Below are 17,541 nucleotides of genomic sequence, written 5' to 3'. Positions count from 1 at the left end.
AGCCCCCCCACGCCCCCCCCCCCCGCCCCCCCCCCCCCCCCCCCCCCCCCCCCCCCCCCCCGCGCCCCCCCCCCCCGGGCCCCCCCCCCCCCCCCCCCCCCCCCCCCCCCCCCCGCGGCGGGTCACTGACCCTGGTCGGGCTCCAGGCTGCCGATGGTCAGACCCGCCGCGTCCGCGGCGGCGTCCCGGTCGCCGCGGGTCTGGTCCTCCCGGCTGAGCAGGTTGGCGTACTCGGTCACGTCGGCCGGGTCAGGCACCGTCGGCAGGCGGCGGAGGAACGCCTCCACCGCACGGGTGGCGGCGGTGTGCGCGGCAGCCGCCTGGCGCAGCAGTTCGCGGTCGTCGGCGGGCGGGTAGAGGTCGGTCATGTCCGCCAGATACCCGGCCCACGGCGGTTCGCACCCCAGCGGCAGCTCAACCCGGTCGGACCCCGCTGGGCTGCCGGACACCGAACCCCGGGTTGCGCGGCAGCCAGGCCAGGTACGCCGGGTGCGGCGCCAACGAGTCGACGTACGCCGCCTTGGCCGTCTCCAGCACCAGCTCGGCGCCCTGTGCGGCGGGCGAGTCCGGATGCCAGCCGAGCAGCAGCCGCCAGCGCAGCGGCGTCCCGGCGAGTTGCCGGGTGACCAGGCCGCTCACCGGGCGGAAGGTCGCCTGGCACAGGGCCACCGCCACGCCGGCGTCCACCAGGTCGACGCAGCCGCGGATGTCGGTCTCGTACACCTTGCGGGGGGTGAAGCCGGCGCGGGCGCAGGCGGCGGCGAAGCAGTCGGCGAAGCAGCCGTCGCCCGGCGCGGCGACCCACTGCTCGTGGCGCAGGTCCGCCAGGCGTACCTCGTCGTGCGCCGCGAGGGGGTGGGTCTCCGGCAGCAGCACCAGCACCGGGTCGACGGCCACCTCCTGCCAACTCAACCCGAACCCGGCCGACGGGCTGGCGTCGCCGCACACACCGGCGAGCGCGAAGTCCAGGCGGCCGCCCGCCACCAACTGTGCCAGCTCATCCACCGACCAGGACGCGTACGTGGTGATCTGCGCCGGCGGCTGCTCGGCCGCCAACCGGTGCACCAACCGGCCCAGGATCGGGCTGTTCACCCCGCCGAACCGGTAGCACGGCGGCGTGTCGCCCGCCCCGGCCAGCCGGGCGGCCTCGTCCTGCAGCCCCTTCATCGCCGGCAGCAGCACCCGTGCGCGGGCCAGCACCAGCTCACCGAGCGCGGTGGGCCGGGCCCCGCGCCGGTCCCGATCGAACAGCGGGCCGCCCAGCGTCCGCTCGATGCGTTGGAGCTGGGCGGTGAGCGCCGGCTGGGCCAGGCCGAGCGCCGAGGCCGCCTTCGTCACACTTCCCGTCTCCGCGATCGCGCAGACCACCCGCAGGTGACGCAGCTCCAGGTTCATAGGGTGACGGTAGGACTACGACTCTGCTGGCGGAATAGCCCGAGCGGATCGGTGATAATGAATGCATTACTGGCTGTCGGCGGTCACCGGTCGCGCGGAGGCTCCGGCAGGTCCGCCAGGTACGTCGGCCGTCGGGTCACCGCGTCGAGGACCTTGTCCACCACCCCGACCGCCGGCTCCACGATCCGGTTCCACGGAGGGGTGGCCGGCGTGCCCGGGTGCGGTCGCGTCGGCGCGGCCTCCTCGGCGATCTCCAGCCGGTTGCCGAGCCGGATCAGCTCCTCCTCGGTGGCCACCGCGCGCAACTCGGTGACCAGCCCGTCCACCCCGTCGACGTGCCGGCGGACCCGCTCGGCGACCTCGGTCAGCGCCTCGTCCGTCAGCCCCTTCAGGGCGCCCAGGAGGGCCGCGTCGGCGTTGATCTCCGCGTCCACCCGTTCGGTGGCCGTCGGCAGCGCCGCGCGTACCGCCGGCAGCAGGTACTGCTCCTCGGCGGACAGGTGCCGCGACAGCGCGGCGGTGAGCACCGCCAGCCCCTCCTGCGGCGTGGTGTCCGGCCCGCTCAGCCGGTCCAGCAGCGCCAGCAGTTGCCGGTGCTCCCGGTCGACGATGTCGGCGATGCTGCGACCGCCGGGCCGGTAGCCCTCCTCGGATGCGGGCGCGGGCGGCAGTGGCGGCAGGGGAACGGCGGACATGGTGCCCTCCTCGACTGGCGGGCGGAAGCTCCGGCAGGGGACGTACGGTCGTGGGCGGCGATACCCGCACGCGCTCACCGCGAAACCGGCTCGTCGATGCGTCCACCCGCGCCGCCCGGTCGACCAGGTCGGGCTGGTATGAAGAGGCGATGACGAGCGATGCCGCCTCCGCCCGACCCGACCCCACCGCAGAGGTCGTGGACCTCTGCCGCGACCTGCTGCGCATCGACACCACCAACACCGGTGACAACGACACCAGCGTCGGCGAGCGCCGCGCGGCCGAGTACGTGGCGGAGAAGCTCGCCGAGGTGGGCGTGGAGTCCGTCCTGCACGAGTCCGCGCCGGGCCGGGCGAACGTGGTGGCCCGCATCCCGGGCGCCGACCCGAGCCGCGGTGCGCTGCTGGTGCACGGCCACCTGGACGTGGTGCCCGCCGACGCCGACGAGTGGTCGGTCGACCCGTTCTCCGGCGAGCTGCGCGACGGCTACCTGTGGGGTCGGGGCGCGATCGACATGAAGGACTTCGACGCGATGGTGCTCGCCGTGGTGCGGCACTGGCAGCGCACCGGGGTCCGACCGCCGCGCGACATCGTGCTCGCGTACACCGCCGACGAGGAGGCGGGCAGCGACTACGGCGCGCGCTTCCTGGTGGACAACCACCGTGGCCTCTTCGACGGCTGCACCGAGGCGATCGGTGAGGTGGGCGGCTTCTCCTACTCGGTCAACGACAGCCAGCGGCTCTACCTCATCGAGACCGCCGAGAAGGGCATCGACTGGCTGCGGCTGCACGCCAAGGGCCGCCCCGGGCACGGCTCGATGATGCACGACGACAACGCGGTCACCGCGCTCGCCGAGGCGGTCGCCCGGATCGGCCGGCACCGCTTCCCGGTGGTGGTCACCGACACCGTGCGGGCCTTCCTCACCGAGGTCTCCGACCTGCTCGGCATCGAGTTGGACCCGGACGACCCGGAGACGGCCATCGCCAAGCTCGGCCCCATCGCCAACATCATCGGCGCGACCATCCGCAACACCGCCAACCCGACCCGGTTGAGCGCCGGCTACAAGGACAACGTCATCCCCGGCCGAGCCACCGCCACCATCGACTGCCGCAGCCTGCCCGGCCAGTCCGAGTTGCTGGAGCGGCAGCTGCGCGAGCTGGTCGGCCCGGACATCGCGATCGAGTACGTCCAGCGGCAACCGGCGCTGGAGACCACCTTCGACGGTGACCTGGTCGAGGCCATGTCGGCGGCCCTGCGCGCCGAGGACCCGGGCGCGCGGCCCGTTCCGTACATGCTCTCCGGAGGCACCGACGCCAAGGCGTTCTCGCAGCTCGGTATCCGCTGCTTCGGCTTCGCCCCGCTCCGGCTGCCCGCCGACCTGAACTTCTCGGCGTTGTTCCACGGCATCGACGAGCGCGTTCCGGTGGACGGACTACAGTTCGGCGTGCGGGTTCTCGACCGGTTCCTCCGCACCTGCTAGCCGTGTCCGGCCGTGTCCGCCGGCGCGCAACCTCCCCATCGTGAAGGGACTGCCCCACATGACCGACCAGCATGGTGAGCTGGACGCCGCTCTCGAGCGGGTGATCGAAGCGGCCCGCCACCACCTGGCCGCCGTACGCGCCGCGCAGGGCCGCGTCGACGACGACGACGTCTGGCAGGCGTACGTGGCGTTGAACAACGCCTCCTTCGCGTACGACGAGCAGCTGCTCGACGCCTTCGGCGAGGTGACGCCGTGGGACGTCGACTCGATCGATCCGGACGAGGCCGACGAGCGGTTCGGCGGCGGCGAGGGGGCCGAGGCCAGCGACCCGCACCCTCGGGTGATCTCGGTGCGTCAGCGCCGTGACTACCGGATCCCGAGCGTCTCCGCTCTGCTGCGGGTGGCCGAGGCGGCCCGCCGCGAAGGCACCCCGGAGGACGACGAGCCGGCGCCGGTGGAGGGCGTCGGCGAGGCGGTGCTGGAGCTGCTGCAGAGCGGCGACGGCTCGCTCGGCGCGCTGGACGTCCCCGAGTTGGAACCCCTCGACGGGGTGGTCATGGTCAGCGAGGTCGGCACCCCGGTCGACCTGGAGTCGTTCGACGACGACGACGCGGTCGGCCCGTTCCAGCCGGCGGCTGACGACCGACTGGTCGGCCGGCTCGACGAGCACCCGTTCCTGGAGCTCGACGACGACCACGACCACGCCGGGCACCAGCACTAGGCCGCGTGCCGCCCGGGGCCCGCTCGGGCCCCGGGCGTGCGGCCCTCAGTACGACAGACCCGGCTGCGGCTGGTTGATCCGTCGACGGCGCAGCACCACCTGGCGCGTGCCGTCCCGGTACAGCCGCACCCGGGCCAACTCCCATCCGGAGAACTCCGCCTGGATCGCCAACTGCGCCGCGGCGGTCAACCGGTCGACGTTCGGCGGCAGCCGCAGTGGCGCGTACTCGTAGTCCATGCCACCCATGCTGCCCAGCCCAGCGGCCGTTCGCCACCCCCTCCGGGGTGACCCACGACGCTGCCGTGGCCGGTTCGTGCCGCCCGTGCCCCCATCACGCCGATCTTGCACTTTCGGTCGCCGAGATGAGTGGAACGCCCGCTATGCCGCGACAGCAACCGCAAGATCGCTGAGGGGGCCGGCCCTCGGCCGGTCGATCATGGAGTTGTGGTGTCCGTTTTGGGATGGTTACTGTGGTTTTGTTGCCCACCACAACTCCATGATCGACGGTGCGGGTGGGGTGCGGGTGGGGGTGCGGGTGGGGTGGGGGGGTTCAGCGGGTGGGGAGGTTTGTGGTTAGTAGGGCGGCGAGGGCCGGTGCGGCCAGGGTGACCGCTCGGGCGCTGCCCGGGTCGACCGCCAGCCCCCAGGACGGGTCCGGCCAGTCCTCGAACAACTCGGCGCAGGGCAGCGCGATGAACGGCACCCCGTCGCCGGTGAACGCGGCGAGCGCCCGAGGCGAGGTGAAGATCGGCAGCAGCGGCTCGCCGGTTGCGTCGCCGAGGACCGCCCACGGGAAGTCGGCATCCGGCGTCGGCTCCCCGACCAGCGGGACGCACACCGTGGCGCCGGCCAGCACGGCGAGATAGCCGGGTAGGTCACGCCGGTCGGCCGCCGCCGCGAGCACCGCCACCACCGCCGGCTCCGCCCCCTCGGCCGGAGTCGGCTCGACCTGGATCACCGCGACCGGGGCGGACTCGGTCGGTGCCGACCGGACGGCGACCGATCGCGCCGTCGGGCCGGGGCCCGCAGGCTGCGGCGCCGTGCCAGCGCCCGCAGCGGGTCGCGGCGTCGGGCCGGGCGCGGCCGGCGGTACCGCCCGGCAGGAGAGCGCGCCGGGCTCGTCGGTCAACACCTCGGCGGCGGTACGGGTGACGAACACACTGAGCCGCTCCACCTGCTCCGGGGTGCGCGATGCCTCGTACCACCAACTGCCGTCGCCGGTCGGACGGTGCCAGCCGAGCGCGGCCAGGCGTGCCTCGTCGTGGCCGGGGCAGACCACCCGCACCACGTCGCGGCGCACCAGCAGCCGGAGCCCGCGCGGACCGGCGGAGAGCTCCAGGTCGGTGTCCCGGTCGCAGCGGGCGACCGTCTCGCGCAGCCGAGTGACGATCTCCGGCCAGGTCGGCGACGTCACGCCGGTGCGCCGGGCAGGCGGTCGTCCAGCCGCCCGAGCCGGGCCATGGTCTCCTCGAGCCGGCCCAACGCCGAGAAGTCGCCCGGCGTGCCGAACAGGTCACCGAGCCCCGCGCCGAGCGCGACGTCCAACCCCTCGGTGTGCTCGTCGACGTGTTCGCTGGCCACCGCGCGGGCCCGCCGGTACGCCTCGAGCACCAGCTCGGCCAACCCCTCCGTGCCGGCGCGCAGAGCGGCGGGGGCGAGGGTGAGACCGGTCAGCGCGCCGGTGGCGTCGACGGTCGCCGAGACCAGACCGCTCTCGTCGGCCGCGGTGCCGGACAGCTCTGCCAGGTCGTCGCGGAGGCCCGCGAACCGGCGCTCGATGTCGGCGATCCGCCCGGCGAGCGCGTCGAACGCGGACGTCGGGTCCGTCATGAGATTCCTCCCCGTGGATCGTGCGGCCGGGTGGTGCCCGGCGGCCGGGAGATCGTATCGTCGGTGCGCTCGACTCATGGGGGAGGAACGGCATGCCGCCGGATATCGATGTCGACGTGCAGGCGGTCCGTCGACTGGAGACAGCCGCCAAGCAGGTCGCCAGCTCGCTCGCCGCCCTGGAGAGCCAGATCGTCTCGGCCGGCGACGTGCCGTCGGACGCCTTCGGCCATCTGCCGTTCGCCAGCGACCTGCTCCGCGACAAGTACGCCGAGCAGGTCACCGGCGGCAGGGAGCTGTTCGGCGCCGCCAATGCCGCGTTCGGTCGGGTCGCCAAGGCGTTGGCCGACACGGTCGAGGCGTACGAGCACAACGAGCGGGACCTCGACGCCGGGTTCAAGGCCATCCAGTCGGGGCTGCCCGGATGAGCGGCCCGGCTGGCAGCGCCGTCCAGCTGTGGAACGGCCTCGACAGCGCGTTCTCCGGGGTGCAGGACGCTGTGGACAGTGTCTGCCGGACCCTGGCCTGGCCCCTCATCCAGCTGGTCGACCTGGTCGACGGGGAGCCCGCCGTGCTGCGCGCCAAGGCCGCCGAGTGGGACGCGCTGGCCGCGCAGGTGCGTGACCTGGCGCAGGGGCACCGCGGCGCCCGCGAGTCCGCGCAGGCGGGGTGGCGCTCACCGTCCGGTGCGGCGTACGGCCAGCGGTTGGCCGATGTGGAGCAACAACTCCTCGACGTCGCGGAGCAGTTCGCCGCGACCGCGGAGTACCTGCGCAGTGTCGCCGACGGCCTGCAGACCGTGCACGACGTGCTCGTGGACCTCTGCGTGGAGTTCGTGAACTTCCTCCTGGTGACGCTGGTGACGGCGTTGCTGATGGCGCCGGTCACCATGGGCGCGTCCTGGGCTGCCGGCGTCGGCGTGGCCGTGACCAGGGGCCTGATCGTGGTCACCCGGATGTTGAAGGTCATCCGACCGCTCGCGGTGCACCTGCAGAAGGTCATCCGGCTGCTCCAGCGGATCATGCTGTACCTGCGCAAGCTGCGGACCCACCTGGACAAGCTGGTGGACATGCAGAAGGGGCTGCGCGCCGGCAAGAAGTACGCCGACAAGCGCCGCGCCGCCGGCAAGCTCGACAAGTGGCACCACAAGTTTCTCGACCCCACCAAGGGCACCTACAAGCTGGGCAAGTCCGGCTCCCCGTTCGACATGGGTGCCCTGGACAGGGCTGCCGCGCTGCGCGCGCACGGGGTCACCGACGGCGCCCGGGTGATCGCCCGGGACTGGGCCACCAACCTGCCGTGGAACGTGCCGAACTCGGTCGTGCACGGCGTCACCTGGGGGACCGTCGCGTTGACCAGCGGGCTGTCGGTCCCCGGCAGCGAACAGGTCGGCGACCAGATCGACCAGGCGGTGCAGGGCGGCGCCGACTGGATCGACCAGAATGTGTTCGGCCAGCCGCCGGCGGGCCAGCCGGCGGGCCAGCCGGCGGGCCGCTAGGGAGGCGACGCGTGATGTCAGGGGAGCGGGGCCGGCTCGGTCGGTTCACCGACGCGGTGCTCGGTGGCGCGCGGGCCGCCCGGGACAAGGCCCGTGAGCTGCGCGACGAGTTCCGCACCAGCGACGAACCCGAACGTGCCCTCGTCGCACCGCTGCTGACGGGGCAGGACCTGCGTTACGTGGGGCTGGGGCCGGTTCGCCTGTCGCAGACCCACCAGGCCGGTCGGCAGCTCGCGGACGAGGTCGGTGCCGAGCTGGCCGAGGCCCTCGACCCGAAGGTGCTGTTCGGGTTGCTCAACATCGTCAACCCGGTGGTCTGGGTCGACGCGGTGCTGACGCCGGTGCGGCTGGCCGCGGGGGTGCTGTTGCTGCCGGGCAAGGCCGGCGCCATCGCCGCCGGTGTGCCGGAGTTGGCCGAGCCGCAGCCGGATCTGCCCCACCAACCCGCCCAGCGCGAGCCGATCCCGCTCACCGCGGAGCAGGAGGCGTTCCGGGCGCTGTTCCGGCTGAGCCAGTACCGCCCGCTGGCCGACCAGCTCGCCGAGATCGCCTACCGGCGCCGGTACGTCTTCAGCGGCGACCTCGCCACCCTCGCCGGCAGCCTGCTGCTCTTCCTGGAGCGCTACACCGGCACACCGCTGGCCGTGACCGACACCCACCTGCACCTGCTGCGGATGGGCCCCCGCCCGGACGCCGACCGGCCCGACCGGCGTCAACCGCGGGTGCTGTGGAGTGTGCGGCGCGACCGGGTGGCCCGGGTCGACTCCGAGCGTGGTGCGAGCGGGCTGGTGCAGCTCGCCTCCACCATCGTCTTCGACGACGGCTCCTGGATCCGGCTCACCCAGCCCGCCCTGCGCGACGACCAGTCGCGCTTCCTCACCGCGATCCACGACCTCCCCGGGCAGCGTCCGACACCCTGACCCGCCCGGCGGGTCAGCCACGAACCGCCCGGCGGGTCAGCCGTCGCGCTCGGGGTAGCCGACCGGCACCGCGGAGACGTCGTCCAGCGCGGTGGTGATCTCCTCGGGCAGGGTGATCCGCTCCACCTGGAGCGCGCCGAGCAGCTGCCCCACCGTCCGGGCGCCGAGGATCGGCGCGGTCACACCGGGCCGGTCCCGGATCCAGGCCAACGCCACCTCCAACGGCGACACGCCCAGGCCGCCGGCCGCGGTCGCCACCGCCTCCACGATGCTGGAGCAGCGCGGCTCCAGGTACGTGGCGACGAACCGTTCGAAGTGCGGCGACGCGGCCCGGGAATCGGCCGGGCGGCCGTGCCGGTACTTGCCGGTGAGCACGCCCCGGCCCAGCGGCGACCAGGGCAGCACGCCCAGGCCGAGCGCGTCGCAGGCGGGCAGCACCTCCCGCTCCACGCCCCGCTCCAGCAGCGAATACTCCACCTGGGCCGCGACCACCGGCGCCCGCCCCGGCCAGGCGGTCTGCCAGGCGGCGGCCCGCGCGGTCTGCCAGCCGGAGAAGTTCGACACCCCGACGTAGCGGACCTTGCCGCTGGCCACCGCGTGGTCCAGGGCGGCCAGGGTCTCCTCCAGCGGGGTGTCCGGGTCGTACCCGTGCACCTGGAACAGGTCGACGTGGTCGGTGCCGAGCCGGCGCAGCGACGCGTCCAACGTCCGCAGCAGGTGCCCCCGGGAGCCGTCCCGGCGTCGGCCACTGCCGGGGCGCAGCCCCGCCTTGGTGGCGATCAGCAACTCCTCGCGGGGAACGAGGGAGCCCAGCAGCGAGCCGATCACCGACTCGGCGTCACCGTCGCCGTACACGTCGGCGGTGTCGATCAGGTTGCCGCCCGCGTCCAGGTAACTCTTCAGCTGGGCCGCCGCGTCGTCGGCGTCGGTGTCCCGACCCCAGGTCATGGTGCCGAGCGCGAGCCGGGAAACCGCCAGCCCGCTTCGGCCGAGCGGTCGCTGTTGCATGGGTGAACCTTATTTCGAACCTGCCGCTACGGATATCCTCGCTCCCGTATCTCTGCCGGTTCTGCCGGTTCCGCCGCCCCGGGCTGCCCCGATGGAGGGTGGATCATTGGTAGCGAGCCGGTGATCGAGTCCGTTATCGGCATTGCGTAACCTGGTGCGACCTGTGCCACGGATGGGGGAGGACCAGTGCGACTCGGGCTCAGTCTTGGATACCAGACGGCGTGGAGCACACCGGCCGACCACCTGGCGTTGGCCCAGGAGGCGGACCGGCTGGGCTACTCGGTGGTCTGGGCTGCGGAGGCGTACGGCTCCGACTCGCCCAGCATGCTCGCCTGGATGGCCGGGCAGACCGAACGGATCGACGTCGGCGCCGCAGTGATGCAGATTCCCGCCCGTACGCCGGCGGCGACCGCCATGACCGCCGCCACGATCGACGCGCTCTCCGGTGGCCGGTTCCGGCTCGGCCTGGGTGTCTCCGGCCCGCAGGTGTCCGAGGGCTGGCACGGCGTGCGCTTCGCCAAGCCCCTCGCCCGCACCCGCGAGTTCGTCGACATCGTGAAGTTGGCCATCGCCCGCAAGGAGGTGGCGTACGACGGCGAGCACTACACGTTGCCGCTGCCGGACGGCCCCGGTAAGGCCCTGCGGCTGGGCTTCCACCCACCCCGCGAGCACATACCGATCTATCTGGCCGCGGTCGGCCCGAAGAACCTGGAGTTGGCCGGCGAGATCGCCGACGGCTGGCTGGCGGTGTTCTACGCCCCGGAGTTCGCCGAGGAGCAGCTCGCCTCGGTGCGCGCCGGGCGGGCCAAGGTCGGCAAGGAGCTGGCCGGGTTCGACGTGGTGCCGTCGGTGCCCGTGGTGGTCGGCGACGACGTGGCCTCCTGCGCCGAACTGGTGCGCTGGTACGCCGCCCTGTACGTGGGCGGCATGGGCAGCCGTCAGCAGAACTTCTACAACCAGCTCGCCACCCGGATGGGCTACGGCGACGCCGCCCGCGAGGTGCAGGACCTGTACCTGGCCAAGCGGCAGCGCGACGCCGCCGCCGCCGTGCCCATGGAGTTCATCGACCGCACCTCGCTGCTCGGCCCGAAGGAGCGCATCGCCGAGCGGATGCGGGAGTACGCCGCCGCCGGCGTCACCACGCTGTCGGTGACCCTGTTCGTGGCCGACCGGGACAGCGGCGTGCAGACCCTGCGTACCGTCGCCGAGGCTCTCGAGCTTTCCGGAGTTGGCGAGTGACCTGGATCGAGGCCATCGTCCTGGGCATCGTCCAGGGGCTGACCGAGTTCCTTCCGGTCAGCTCGTCGGGGCATCTGCGGATCACCTCGGCGATCTTCTTCGACCGTGACGCCGGCGCGTCGTTCACCGCGGTCACCCAGCTCGGCACCGAAGCGGCCGTGCTGATCTACTTCGCCAAGGACATCTGGCGGATCACCCGGACCTGGCTGGTCGGCCTCCGGGACAAGTCGGTCCGTTCCAGCCTCGACTACCGGATGGGCTGGTACGTGATCGTCGGCTCGATCCCGATCGGGCTGTTCGGGTTCGTGTTCAAGGACCAGATCAAGACCGCCGGGCGCAACCTGTGGGTGGTGGCGACCACGCTCATCGTGTTCGCGTTCGTGCTGGCGTTCGCGGAGTACTGGGGGCGGCAGACCCGTACCCTGCAGAACTTCCGGATGAAGGACGGCATCGTGATGGGCTTCGCCCAGGCCATGGCGCTGGTCCCCGGGGTGTCCCGCTCCGGCGGCACGCTCACCGCCGGCCTGCTGCTCAACCTGACCCGGGAGGCGGCGGCACGGTACTCGTTCCTGCTGGCCATCCCGGCGGTGGTGATGTCCGGCGTGTTCAGCCTCGGGGACGTCTTCGAGCCGTCCGCCCCGGGCACGTCCGCGCCCTCGGTGGCCCAGATGATCGTGGCCACGGTCATCGCCTTCGGCATCGGGTACGCGGCCATCGCCTGGCTGCTGCGCTATGTCGCCCACCACACCCTGTACGTCTTCGTGCTGTACCGGGTCGCGCTGGGCACCCTGGTCCTGGCCCTGCTGCTGACCGGCACCATCAGCGCCACCTGACCGACCGTCGACGGCCCCCGGCTCCGCCCGCGAACGCAGGCGGAGCCGCGGTCGCCATCGGTGCCGCTTCACCCGCGACGGCCCGGGGCGGGGCGCAGGTCATAGGGTGGTCCCCGTGGCGACCCTCCTGCTTCTGCGACACGGCCGAACCACGGCAAACGCCGACGGCGGCCTGGCCGGTCGACAACCGGTCGAGTTGGACGACACCGGTCGCGCCCAGGCCACCGCGGTCGGCGAGCGGTTGCGGGCGGTGCCGCTGGCCGCCGTGGTGACCAGCCCGCTCATCCGGTGCCGGCAGACCCTGGAGTTGGCACTCCCGCAGGCCACCCCGGTGGTCGACGAGGGGTTGATCGAGTGCGACTACGGCAGCTGGGAGGGGCAGCCGCTGAAGAAGCTCGCCAAGGAGCCGCTGTGGCCGGTGGTCCAGCAGCATCCCAGCGCGGCGGTCTTCCCGGGCGGGGAGGCGATGGCGGCGATGGCGGCGCGGGCCGTGGCGGCGGTGCGGTCCTGGGACGCGCGGGTGAGCGCCGAGCACGGGCCCGAGGCGGTCTGGCTGGCGTGCAGCCACGGCGACGTGATCAAGGCCATCGTGGCGGACGCGATGGGCGTACACCTGGATGCTTTTCAGCGGATCGTGGCCGACCCGGCGTCGGTGACGGCCATCCGGTTCACGCCGTTGCGGCCGTTTCTGGTGCGACTCAACGACACCGGTGGGGACCTGGCGTCGCTGGTGCCGCCGCCGGCGAAGCGGCGTCGGCGCGCGAACCGGGTGGCCGACTCGGACGCCGCCGTCGGCGGCGGGGCGGGCGGGTCGCGGTGAGGCGCGTCACCACGCCGCCCCCGACCGGGTCGTCAGCGGACGCCAGGCGGGCCGCCACGCCCGGTTGTCGCCCCTGGTACGCCGGGCGCGCCGCCGCTGCGGCGATTCGCGTCGGTGGGGTGCGCGGTGCCGTGGCGGGCCGGATAGGGTCGTGGGTATGACCCACCAGGTGCACGCCTTCGAACCGCCGGAGCGGTTCGTCGCCGGGACTGTCGGGCCGCCGGGGGAGCGCACGTTCTTCCTGCAGGCCCGCGGCGGCGGCAGGCTGGTCAGCGTCGCGCTGGAGAAGGTCCAGGTGTCCCTGCTCGCCGAAAAGCTGGAGGAGCTGCTCACCGAGGCGCAGCGTCGCTTCGGGGTGGACCTGCCCGAGCTGGCGCCGGTGATCGGCGACAACGAGCCGCTGGACACTCCGGTCGACGAGGAGTTCCGGGTCGGGACCCTCGGGCTGGCCTTCGACGTGGACACCGCGACCGTGGTGATCGAGGCGATCGCGGCGGGCGAGGTGGAGCCCGAGGTCGAGCTGGGCGACGAGGACGACGACGAGGACGACGAGGACGACGACGAGCCGGACGAGGACCTGGACCGGCTCCGGGTTCGGCTCACCCCGCAGGCGACCCGCCAGTTCATCGAGCGGGCCCGGCGAGTGGTCAACGCGGGCCGGCCACCGTGCCCGCTCTGCGGCCAACCGTTGGACCCCGCCGGGCACCTCTGCCCGCGGCACAACGGTTATCACCGGTGACCTCGTCCGGCCTCCAGCCTCGCCAGGACGGCGACGCCGCGCTGCGGCTGCTGCGTGACGGGGTCCTCGACCTGGAGGGTCGGCTGGTCGACGCGTCGAACACGACGCTGCGCGGCATCCTGACCCTGGGCGAGCTGACCGCTCGCTGCGTCTACAAGCCGGTCCGTGGCGAGCGCCCACTCTGGGACTTCCCCGACGGCACGCTCGCCGGTCGCGAGGTCTCGGCGTACCTGGTCTCCCGGGCCACCGGATGGGACCTGGTGCCGCCCACCGTGCTGCGCGACGGGCCGTTCGGCCCCGGCTCCTGCCAGCTGTGGATCGACGAGCCGGAGGACGCCGAACCGCTCGTCGGTTTCCTTCCCGCCGGGGAGATACCGCCCCGCTGGATCCCGATCGCCGCGGCCCGGGACGACGACGGCGCCGCGTACGCCCTCGCCCACGCCGACGACCCACGGCTGGCCCGACTCGCGGTGCTCGACGCGGTGCTCAACAACGCCGACCGCAAGGGCGGGCACGTGCTCGTCGGTCCCGACGACCGGATCTACGGTGTGGACCACGGGGTGAGCTTCCACGTCGAGGACAAGCTGCGCACGGTGCTCTGGGGCTGGGCCGGCAAGCAGTTGCCCCCGGATGCCGTGGAGATGCTCGACGCGCTCGCCGGTCAGGTCACCGGGGCGCTCGGCGCGGAGCTGGCCGACCACCTGACGATCAGCGAGGTGGCCGAGGTGGCCGCCCGGATCGACCGGTTGCGGGAGACCGGCTGCTTCCCCCAGCCTCCGGAGGACTGGCCGGCGATGCCCTGGCCGCCCATGTGAGCTGCTGTCATTTTGATCACCCGTGGGGTGCTCCGGCGTCCTCGCCGGGCTGGCTAGGCTGATCCCATGGAGTCTTGGGCGGGACACGAGGTGCCACGGCTGCCGGGCAGGGGCGAGCCACTGGCGTTGTACGACTCGGCGCGGCAGGGTGTCCACCCGAGTGAGCCGGCCGACGCGGGGAGCATGTACGTCTGCGGCATCACCCCGTACGACGCCACCCACCTCGGCCACGCCGCCACCATGATCACGTTCGACCTGGTGCAGCGGATGTGGCGCGACGCCGGCCGCCCGGTGCGCTACGTACAGAACGTCACCGACATCGACGACCCGCTGCTGGAGCGGGCCGCCCGCGACGGCGAGGACTGGGTGGTCCTGGCGATGCGCGAGACGGCGCTCTTCCGGGAGGACATGGAGGCGCTGCGGATCATCCCGCCGGCGCACTACGTGGGCGCGGTCGAGTCGATCCCGGACATCGCCGACAAGGTCGAGGTGCTGCTCAAGGACGGCGCCGCGTACCGACTCGACGACGGCACCGGCGACGTCTACTTCGACATCTCCGCCACGCCCCGCTTCGGCTACGAGTCGAACCTGACCCGCGAGCAGATGCTGGAGATCTTCCCCGAGCGCGGCGGTGACCCCGACCGGGCCGGCAAGCGTGACCCCCTGGACCCGCTGCTGTGGCGGGGTGCCCGCGAGGGTGAGCCGTCCTGGCCGGGCGGCGAGTTGGGCCCGGGCCGCCCCGGCTGGCACATCGAGTGCGCGGTGATCGCGCTGAACCTGCTCGGCGACCGGATCGACGTCCAGGGCGGCGGCAACGACCTGCTGTTCCCGCACCACGAGGCGTCCGCCGCGCACGCCGAGCGGCTCACCGGCCAGGCGCCGTTCGCCGAGCACTACGTGCACGCCGGCATGATCGGCCTGGACGGCGAGAAGATGTCCAAGTCCCGCGGCAACCTGGTCTTCGTGTCCCGGCTGCGCGCCGACAAGGTCGACCCGATGGCGATCCGGCTGGCGCTGATCTCCGGGCACTACCGCAGCGACCGCACCTGGACCGACGACCTGCTCACCGCCGCACAGGAGCGCCTGGACCGCTGGCGGCGGGCCGCCGCCGCGCACGCCGGGCCGTCCGGGGCTGAGCTGCTGGCTGAGGTACGCGCCCGCCTGGCCGACGACCTGGACACCCCCGGTGCCCTGGCGGCGGCCGACCGCTGGGCCGACGCGGCCCTGTCCGGCAGCACGGACGACCCTGAAGCGCCCGCACTCTTCGCGAACACGGTCGACGCCCTCCTCGGCATCCGCCTCTAACTCGGAAGTAGACCTACTTCCTCCCGATTAGGGCCGCTTCGCGCAGCGGAGCGACAGGGACTAACCCAACCCGCAGCCCCGCCCCGCACCGGCGCCGCGCCGCCCCTGGGCGTTGATCGACTCGGCTTCCAGGAAGTCGCGGTGTCCCACACGGCGCGACCCACCGCTTTCCTGAAAGCCGAGTCGATCACCCAAAACCCCCTGGTCGATCATGAGGTTGACGGGCGGTTGGATCTCTGCCGGACCCGTCAACCCCATGATCGCCCGGGGAGGTCGCGGGTCGCGCGGGGTTGGGGTGGGGGTTGGGCGTCGGGTTAGCCGAGGACTAGGCCGGGGTCGGGTTCCGGGTCGGGGGTCGGGCCGGGAATCTTGTACTCCTCGGTCAACGTGGTCATGGGGCCGGGCCAGGTCGCCTGGGACACCTCGATCGGCTTGCGGTGCGCGTCGTACGCGACGTGCAGCAGGTGCAGCACCGGGGTGTCCGGCCGGATCTGGAGGGTCTCGGCCTCCTCCCGGCTGGGCTGGCGGGCGCTGATCGTGTCGGTGGCCGAGACGTACCGCCGTCCGGTGGCCTCCTCGGCCTCCTGGTAGAGCGGCCGGCCGAACGCCTCGGCGCGTTCCAGGGAGGTGCCGGCGGTGTCGCGGGGCAGGAACCAGGATGCGCCCACCTCGACGGGGGAGTCGTCGGTGCGGACGAGGTGCCGCCGGCAGAGCAGGTCGGTGCCGTCGGAGACCCCGAACGCGTCGGCCACCTCGGCGGGGGCGGGGGCGTGCCCGACGGAGACGAGTTGCTGGCGGTATCGGGCAGCCAGGTCGGTGTGGTAGCCGCGGAAGCCGCCGTACCGGCCTCGGGAGAGGCGGTTGAGGCGGCGGCGGGTGCCCCGGACGTACGTACCGGAGCCGGGTTTGGTGATCAGGATGCCCTCGACCCGCAGCTGGTCGACGGCGCGTTGCACGGTCTGCTTGGCGACGCCGAACATCTCGGCGATGGCCGGGATGGACGGCAGCCGCTCGCCCGGCCCCCAGTCGCCGCGGCGGACCTGGGCCTTGAGTTGCGCGGCGATCTGTCGGTGTGGGAACTCCGCGGCCCCGGGATTGATCTGCACACCCACCTCCGTGATCACATCTAGGTTCCTAGGATGCCCTAGCGGGTGTGACGGCGCTACCCCGGACACGCGAAAACGGGCCTCCGGACCCCAAAAGGTCCGAAGGCCCGCAGCGAAGCAGTGCTACCAGGAACCGGCGGTGGGGCCGGCCGAGCCGCCCCGGCGGCGCAGGTACTTCTCGAACTCCTGGGCGATCTCGTCACCGGTCAACGGGGTGATGCCCTCGTCGCCGACCCGTTCCTCCAGCTCACGGACGTACTCGCCCAGCTCGGCGTCCTGCTCGGCGGCGCTGCGCACCCGCTGCTCCCACTCGGCGGACTCCTCGGCGAGGTCGGCCATCGGCACCGGCAGGTCGACGACCTCCTCGACCCGGTGCAGCAGGGCGAGAGTGGCCTTCGGGCAGGGCGGGTTGTTGGCGTAGTGCGGCACGTGCACCCAGAACGAGACGGCGTCCACCTCGGCGCGGGTGCAGGCGTCGTGCAGCACGCCGACGATGCCGGTCGGGCCGTCGTACCGGGTGGGGGTGAGCTGGTAGCGCTCGGCGGCCTGCGCGTCGGAGGCGCTGCCGCTGATGGGCAGCGGCCGGGTGTACGGCACGTCGGCCAGCAACGCGCCGAGCAGCACCACCCGTTCCACCTCGAGGCTGTGGCAGATCTCCAGCACCTGTTCGCAGAACGTCCGCCAGCGCATGCTCGGCTCGATGCCGCGGATCAGCACCACGTCGCGGTCGGTGCCCTCCGGGCTGGCCACCATGAACCGGGTCGTCGGCCACTCCACCCGTCGGGTCTCCCCGTCGGCCATCGTGATGGTGGGCCGGCTGACCTGGAAGTCGTAGAAGTCTTCCGGGTCCAGCTCGGTGATCTGCCGGGCGTTCCAGACCTGCTCCAGGTGCTCGACCGCGGCGGTGGACGCGTCGGCGGCGTCATTCCAGCCCTCGAACGCGGCGATCGCCACCGGGGACCGCAGCACCGGCAGTCCGTCGAACTCGGTCACGCCGTCACCTCACCCTGCTCGTCGCGGCTGGCGTCGGGACCGCGCCCGGTCGTCATACCGTGGGGCACGGCGGCGTCCCTGTTGTCCTTCACGTCCGTCAGCCTACGTGCCGGGCGAGGGCGCGGCCTGTCGGCCGCGCCGGTCGGCCG

Annotated in this window: 20 protein-coding genes; 11 read left to right on the top strand and 9 right to left on the bottom strand. The window is 73.0% G+C overall.

Annotated elements, in window-relative coordinates; all coding sequences use genetic code 11:
• Positions 1-122 precede the first annotated feature (122 nt).
• The 3 genes from ACIBF8_RS19665 to ACIBF8_RS19655 form a co-directional block, all read right to left on the bottom strand.
• The gene (locus ACIBF8_RS19665) at positions 123-368 is read right to left on the bottom strand and encodes a hypothetical protein (RefSeq protein WP_030490930.1); all 246 of its coding nucleotides are present in this window, start codon (positions 366-368) and stop codon (positions 123-125) included.
• 46 nt (positions 369-414) lie between these two features.
• Positions 415-1,395, bottom strand: coding sequence for a LysR family transcriptional regulator (locus ACIBF8_RS19660; protein ID WP_396784620.1), 981 nt, complete (start codon positions 1,393-1,395; stop codon positions 415-417).
• Positions 1,396-1,478: 83 nt separating this feature from the next.
• Positions 1,479-2,090 carry a hemerythrin domain-containing protein gene (locus ACIBF8_RS19655; RefSeq protein WP_396784619.1) on the bottom strand — a complete coding sequence of 204 codons (612 nt, stop codon included), beginning with the start codon at positions 2,088-2,090 and terminating at the stop codon, positions 1,479-1,481.
• A 149-nt stretch (positions 2,091-2,239) separates the two neighbouring features.
• Here ACIBF8_RS19655 and ACIBF8_RS19650 point away from each other — a divergent pair, with 149 nt between their 5' ends.
• Positions 2,240-3,568, top strand: a complete 1,329-nt coding sequence (locus ACIBF8_RS19650; RefSeq protein WP_396784617.1) for a M20/M25/M40 family metallo-hydrolase — start codon at positions 2,240-2,242, stop codon at positions 3,566-3,568.
• A gap of 58 nt (positions 3,569-3,626) precedes the next feature.
• The gene (locus ACIBF8_RS19645; RefSeq protein ID WP_396784616.1) at positions 3,627-4,289 is read left to right on the top strand and encodes a hypothetical protein; all 663 of its coding nucleotides are present in this window, start codon (positions 3,627-3,629) and stop codon (positions 4,287-4,289) included.
• A 45-nt stretch (positions 4,290-4,334) separates the two neighbouring features.
• On the opposite strand, the gene ACIBF8_RS19640 is transcribed toward ACIBF8_RS19645, so the two are convergent.
• The 3 genes from ACIBF8_RS19640 to ACIBF8_RS19630 form a co-directional block, all read right to left on the bottom strand.
• Entirely contained in the window at positions 4,335-4,526 is a 192-nt protein-coding gene (locus ACIBF8_RS19640; protein ID WP_030332768.1) for a DUF5703 family protein, read from the bottom strand.
• Between the two features lie 313 nt (positions 4,527-4,839).
• Entirely contained in the window at positions 4,840-5,703 is an 864-nt protein-coding gene (locus ACIBF8_RS19635) for an SseB family protein (protein WP_396784614.1), read from the bottom strand.
• On the bottom strand, positions 5,700-6,119 hold the full coding sequence (locus ACIBF8_RS19630; RefSeq protein ID WP_396784613.1) for a YbaB/EbfC family nucleoid-associated protein: 420 nt from the start codon (positions 6,117-6,119) through the stop codon (positions 5,700-5,702). Before ACIBF8_RS19630 ends, ACIBF8_RS19635 begins: the two co-directional genes overlap by 4 nt.
• A gap of 92 nt (positions 6,120-6,211) precedes the next feature.
• Here ACIBF8_RS19630 and ACIBF8_RS19625 point away from each other — a divergent pair, with 92 nt between their 5' ends.
• Genes ACIBF8_RS19625 through ACIBF8_RS19615 form a run of 3 tightly spaced genes read left to right on the top strand, consistent with a single transcriptional unit; the run spans position 6,212 to position 8,534 of the window.
• Positions 6,212-6,544, top strand: coding sequence for a hypothetical protein (locus tag ACIBF8_RS19625; RefSeq protein ID WP_396784612.1), 333 nt, complete (start codon positions 6,212-6,214; stop codon positions 6,542-6,544).
• Positions 6,541-7,614 carry a WXG100 family type VII secretion target gene (locus tag ACIBF8_RS19620; protein ID WP_396784611.1) on the top strand — a complete coding sequence of 358 codons (1,074 nt, stop codon included), beginning with the start codon at positions 6,541-6,543 and terminating at the stop codon, positions 7,612-7,614. The genes ACIBF8_RS19625 and ACIBF8_RS19620 overlap by 4 nt, the downstream gene beginning before the upstream one ends.
• Positions 7,615-7,625: 11 nt before the next feature.
• Complete coding sequence (locus tag ACIBF8_RS19615) at positions 7,626-8,534, top strand: hypothetical protein (protein ID WP_396784609.1); 909 nt, start codon at positions 7,626-7,628, stop codon at positions 8,532-8,534.
• A gap of 36 nt (positions 8,535-8,570) precedes the next feature.
• Here the strand turns inward: ACIBF8_RS19615 and ACIBF8_RS19610 are convergent, their stop codons facing one another.
• The gene (locus ACIBF8_RS19610; RefSeq protein WP_088989714.1) at positions 8,571-9,542 is read right to left on the bottom strand and encodes an aldo/keto reductase; all 972 of its coding nucleotides are present in this window, start codon (positions 9,540-9,542) and stop codon (positions 8,571-8,573) included.
• A 186-nt stretch (positions 9,543-9,728) separates the two neighbouring features.
• On the opposite strand from ACIBF8_RS19610, the gene ACIBF8_RS19605 reads away from it, so the two are divergent.
• The 6 genes from ACIBF8_RS19605 (at position 9,729) to mshC (ending at position 15,293) form a co-directional block, all read left to right on the top strand.
• A complete protein-coding gene (locus tag ACIBF8_RS19605; RefSeq protein WP_396784608.1) occupies positions 9,729-10,781 on the top strand; it encodes an LLM class F420-dependent oxidoreductase in 1,053 nt (350 codons plus the stop codon).
• A complete protein-coding gene (locus tag ACIBF8_RS19600; RefSeq protein ID WP_396784607.1) occupies positions 10,778-11,614 on the top strand; it encodes an undecaprenyl-diphosphate phosphatase in 837 nt (278 codons plus the stop codon). Before ACIBF8_RS19605 ends, ACIBF8_RS19600 begins: the two co-directional genes overlap by 4 nt.
• 106 nt (positions 11,615-11,720) lie before the next feature.
• Positions 11,721-12,434, top strand: a complete 714-nt coding sequence (locus tag ACIBF8_RS19595; RefSeq protein ID WP_396784605.1) for an MSMEG_4193 family putative phosphomutase — start codon at positions 11,721-11,723, stop codon at positions 12,432-12,434.
• A gap of 157 nt (positions 12,435-12,591) precedes the next feature.
• Positions 12,592-13,173 carry a DUF3090 domain-containing protein gene (locus ACIBF8_RS19590; protein ID WP_030332806.1) on the top strand — a complete coding sequence of 194 codons (582 nt, stop codon included), beginning with the start codon at positions 12,592-12,594 and terminating at the stop codon, positions 13,171-13,173.
• Positions 13,170-13,988 carry an SCO1664 family protein gene (locus ACIBF8_RS19585; RefSeq protein WP_396784603.1) on the top strand — a complete coding sequence of 273 codons (819 nt, stop codon included), beginning with the start codon at positions 13,170-13,172 and terminating at the stop codon, positions 13,986-13,988. The genes ACIBF8_RS19590 and ACIBF8_RS19585 overlap by 4 nt, the downstream gene beginning before the upstream one ends.
• Before the next feature lie 66 nt (positions 13,989-14,054).
• Entirely contained in the window at positions 14,055-15,293 is a 1,239-nt protein-coding gene (mshC, locus tag ACIBF8_RS19580; protein WP_396784601.1) for a cysteine--1-D-myo-inosityl 2-amino-2-deoxy-alpha-D-glucopyranoside ligase, read from the top strand.
• Positions 15,294-15,607: 314 nt separating this feature from the next.
• Here the strand turns inward: mshC and ACIBF8_RS19575 are convergent, their stop codons facing one another.
• Both ACIBF8_RS19575 and ACIBF8_RS19570 read right to left on the bottom strand, forming a co-directional pair.
• Entirely contained in the window at positions 15,608-16,399 is a 792-nt protein-coding gene (locus tag ACIBF8_RS19575) for a GntR family transcriptional regulator (protein WP_396784902.1), read from the bottom strand.
• Between the two features lie 123 nt (positions 16,400-16,522).
• Positions 16,523-17,392, bottom strand: coding sequence for a PAC2 family protein (locus tag ACIBF8_RS19570; protein WP_282259701.1), 870 nt, complete (start codon positions 17,390-17,392; stop codon positions 16,523-16,525).
• Between the last annotated feature and the right edge of the window lie 149 nt (positions 17,393-17,541).

The sequence above is a fragment of the Micromonospora sp. NPDC050276 genome, from assembly GCF_044459545.1.
Taxonomy (GTDB): domain Bacteria; phylum Actinomycetota; class Actinomycetes; order Mycobacteriales; family Micromonosporaceae; genus Micromonospora.
The sequence above is the reverse complement of the archived record's forward strand: the minus strand, read 5'-3'. Positions and strand labels throughout refer to the sequence as shown.

Coding starts and splice junctions, on each gene's coding strand:
- ACIBF8_RS19630 (WP_396784613.1), bottom strand. CDS start 6,119: ATGACGGACCCGACGTCCGCGTTCGACGCGCTCGCCGGGCGGATCGCC.
- ACIBF8_RS19645 (WP_396784616.1), top strand. CDS start 3,627: ATGACCGACCAGCATGGTGAGCTGGACGCCGCTCTCGAGCGGGTGATC.
- ACIBF8_RS19610 (WP_088989714.1), bottom strand. CDS start 9,542: ATGCAACAGCGACCGCTCGGCCGAAGCGGGCTGGCGGTTTCCCGGCTC.
- ACIBF8_RS19625 (WP_396784612.1), top strand. CDS start 6,212: ATGCCGCCGGATATCGATGTCGACGTGCAGGCGGTCCGTCGACTGGAG.
- mshC (WP_396784601.1), top strand. CDS start 14,055: ATGGAGTCTTGGGCGGGACACGAGGTGCCACGGCTGCCGGGCAGGGGC.
- ACIBF8_RS19650 (WP_396784617.1), top strand. CDS start 2,240: ATGACGAGCGATGCCGCCTCCGCCCGACCCGACCCCACCGCAGAGGTC.
- ACIBF8_RS19660 (WP_396784620.1), bottom strand. CDS start 1,395: ATGAACCTGGAGCTGCGTCACCTGCGGGTGGTCTGCGCGATCGCGGAG.
- ACIBF8_RS19620 (WP_396784611.1), top strand. CDS start 6,541: ATGAGCGGCCCGGCTGGCAGCGCCGTCCAGCTGTGGAACGGCCTCGAC.
- ACIBF8_RS19655 (WP_396784619.1), bottom strand. CDS start 2,090: ATGTCCGCCGTTCCCCTGCCGCCACTGCCGCCCGCGCCCGCATCCGAG.
- ACIBF8_RS19665 (WP_030490930.1), bottom strand. CDS start 368: ATGACCGACCTCTACCCGCCCGCCGACGACCGCGAACTGCTGCGCCAG.
- ACIBF8_RS19640 (WP_030332768.1), bottom strand. CDS start 4,526: ATGGACTACGAGTACGCGCCACTGCGGCTGCCGCCGAACGTCGACCGG.
- ACIBF8_RS19590 (WP_030332806.1), top strand. CDS start 12,592: ATGACCCACCAGGTGCACGCCTTCGAACCGCCGGAGCGGTTCGTCGCC.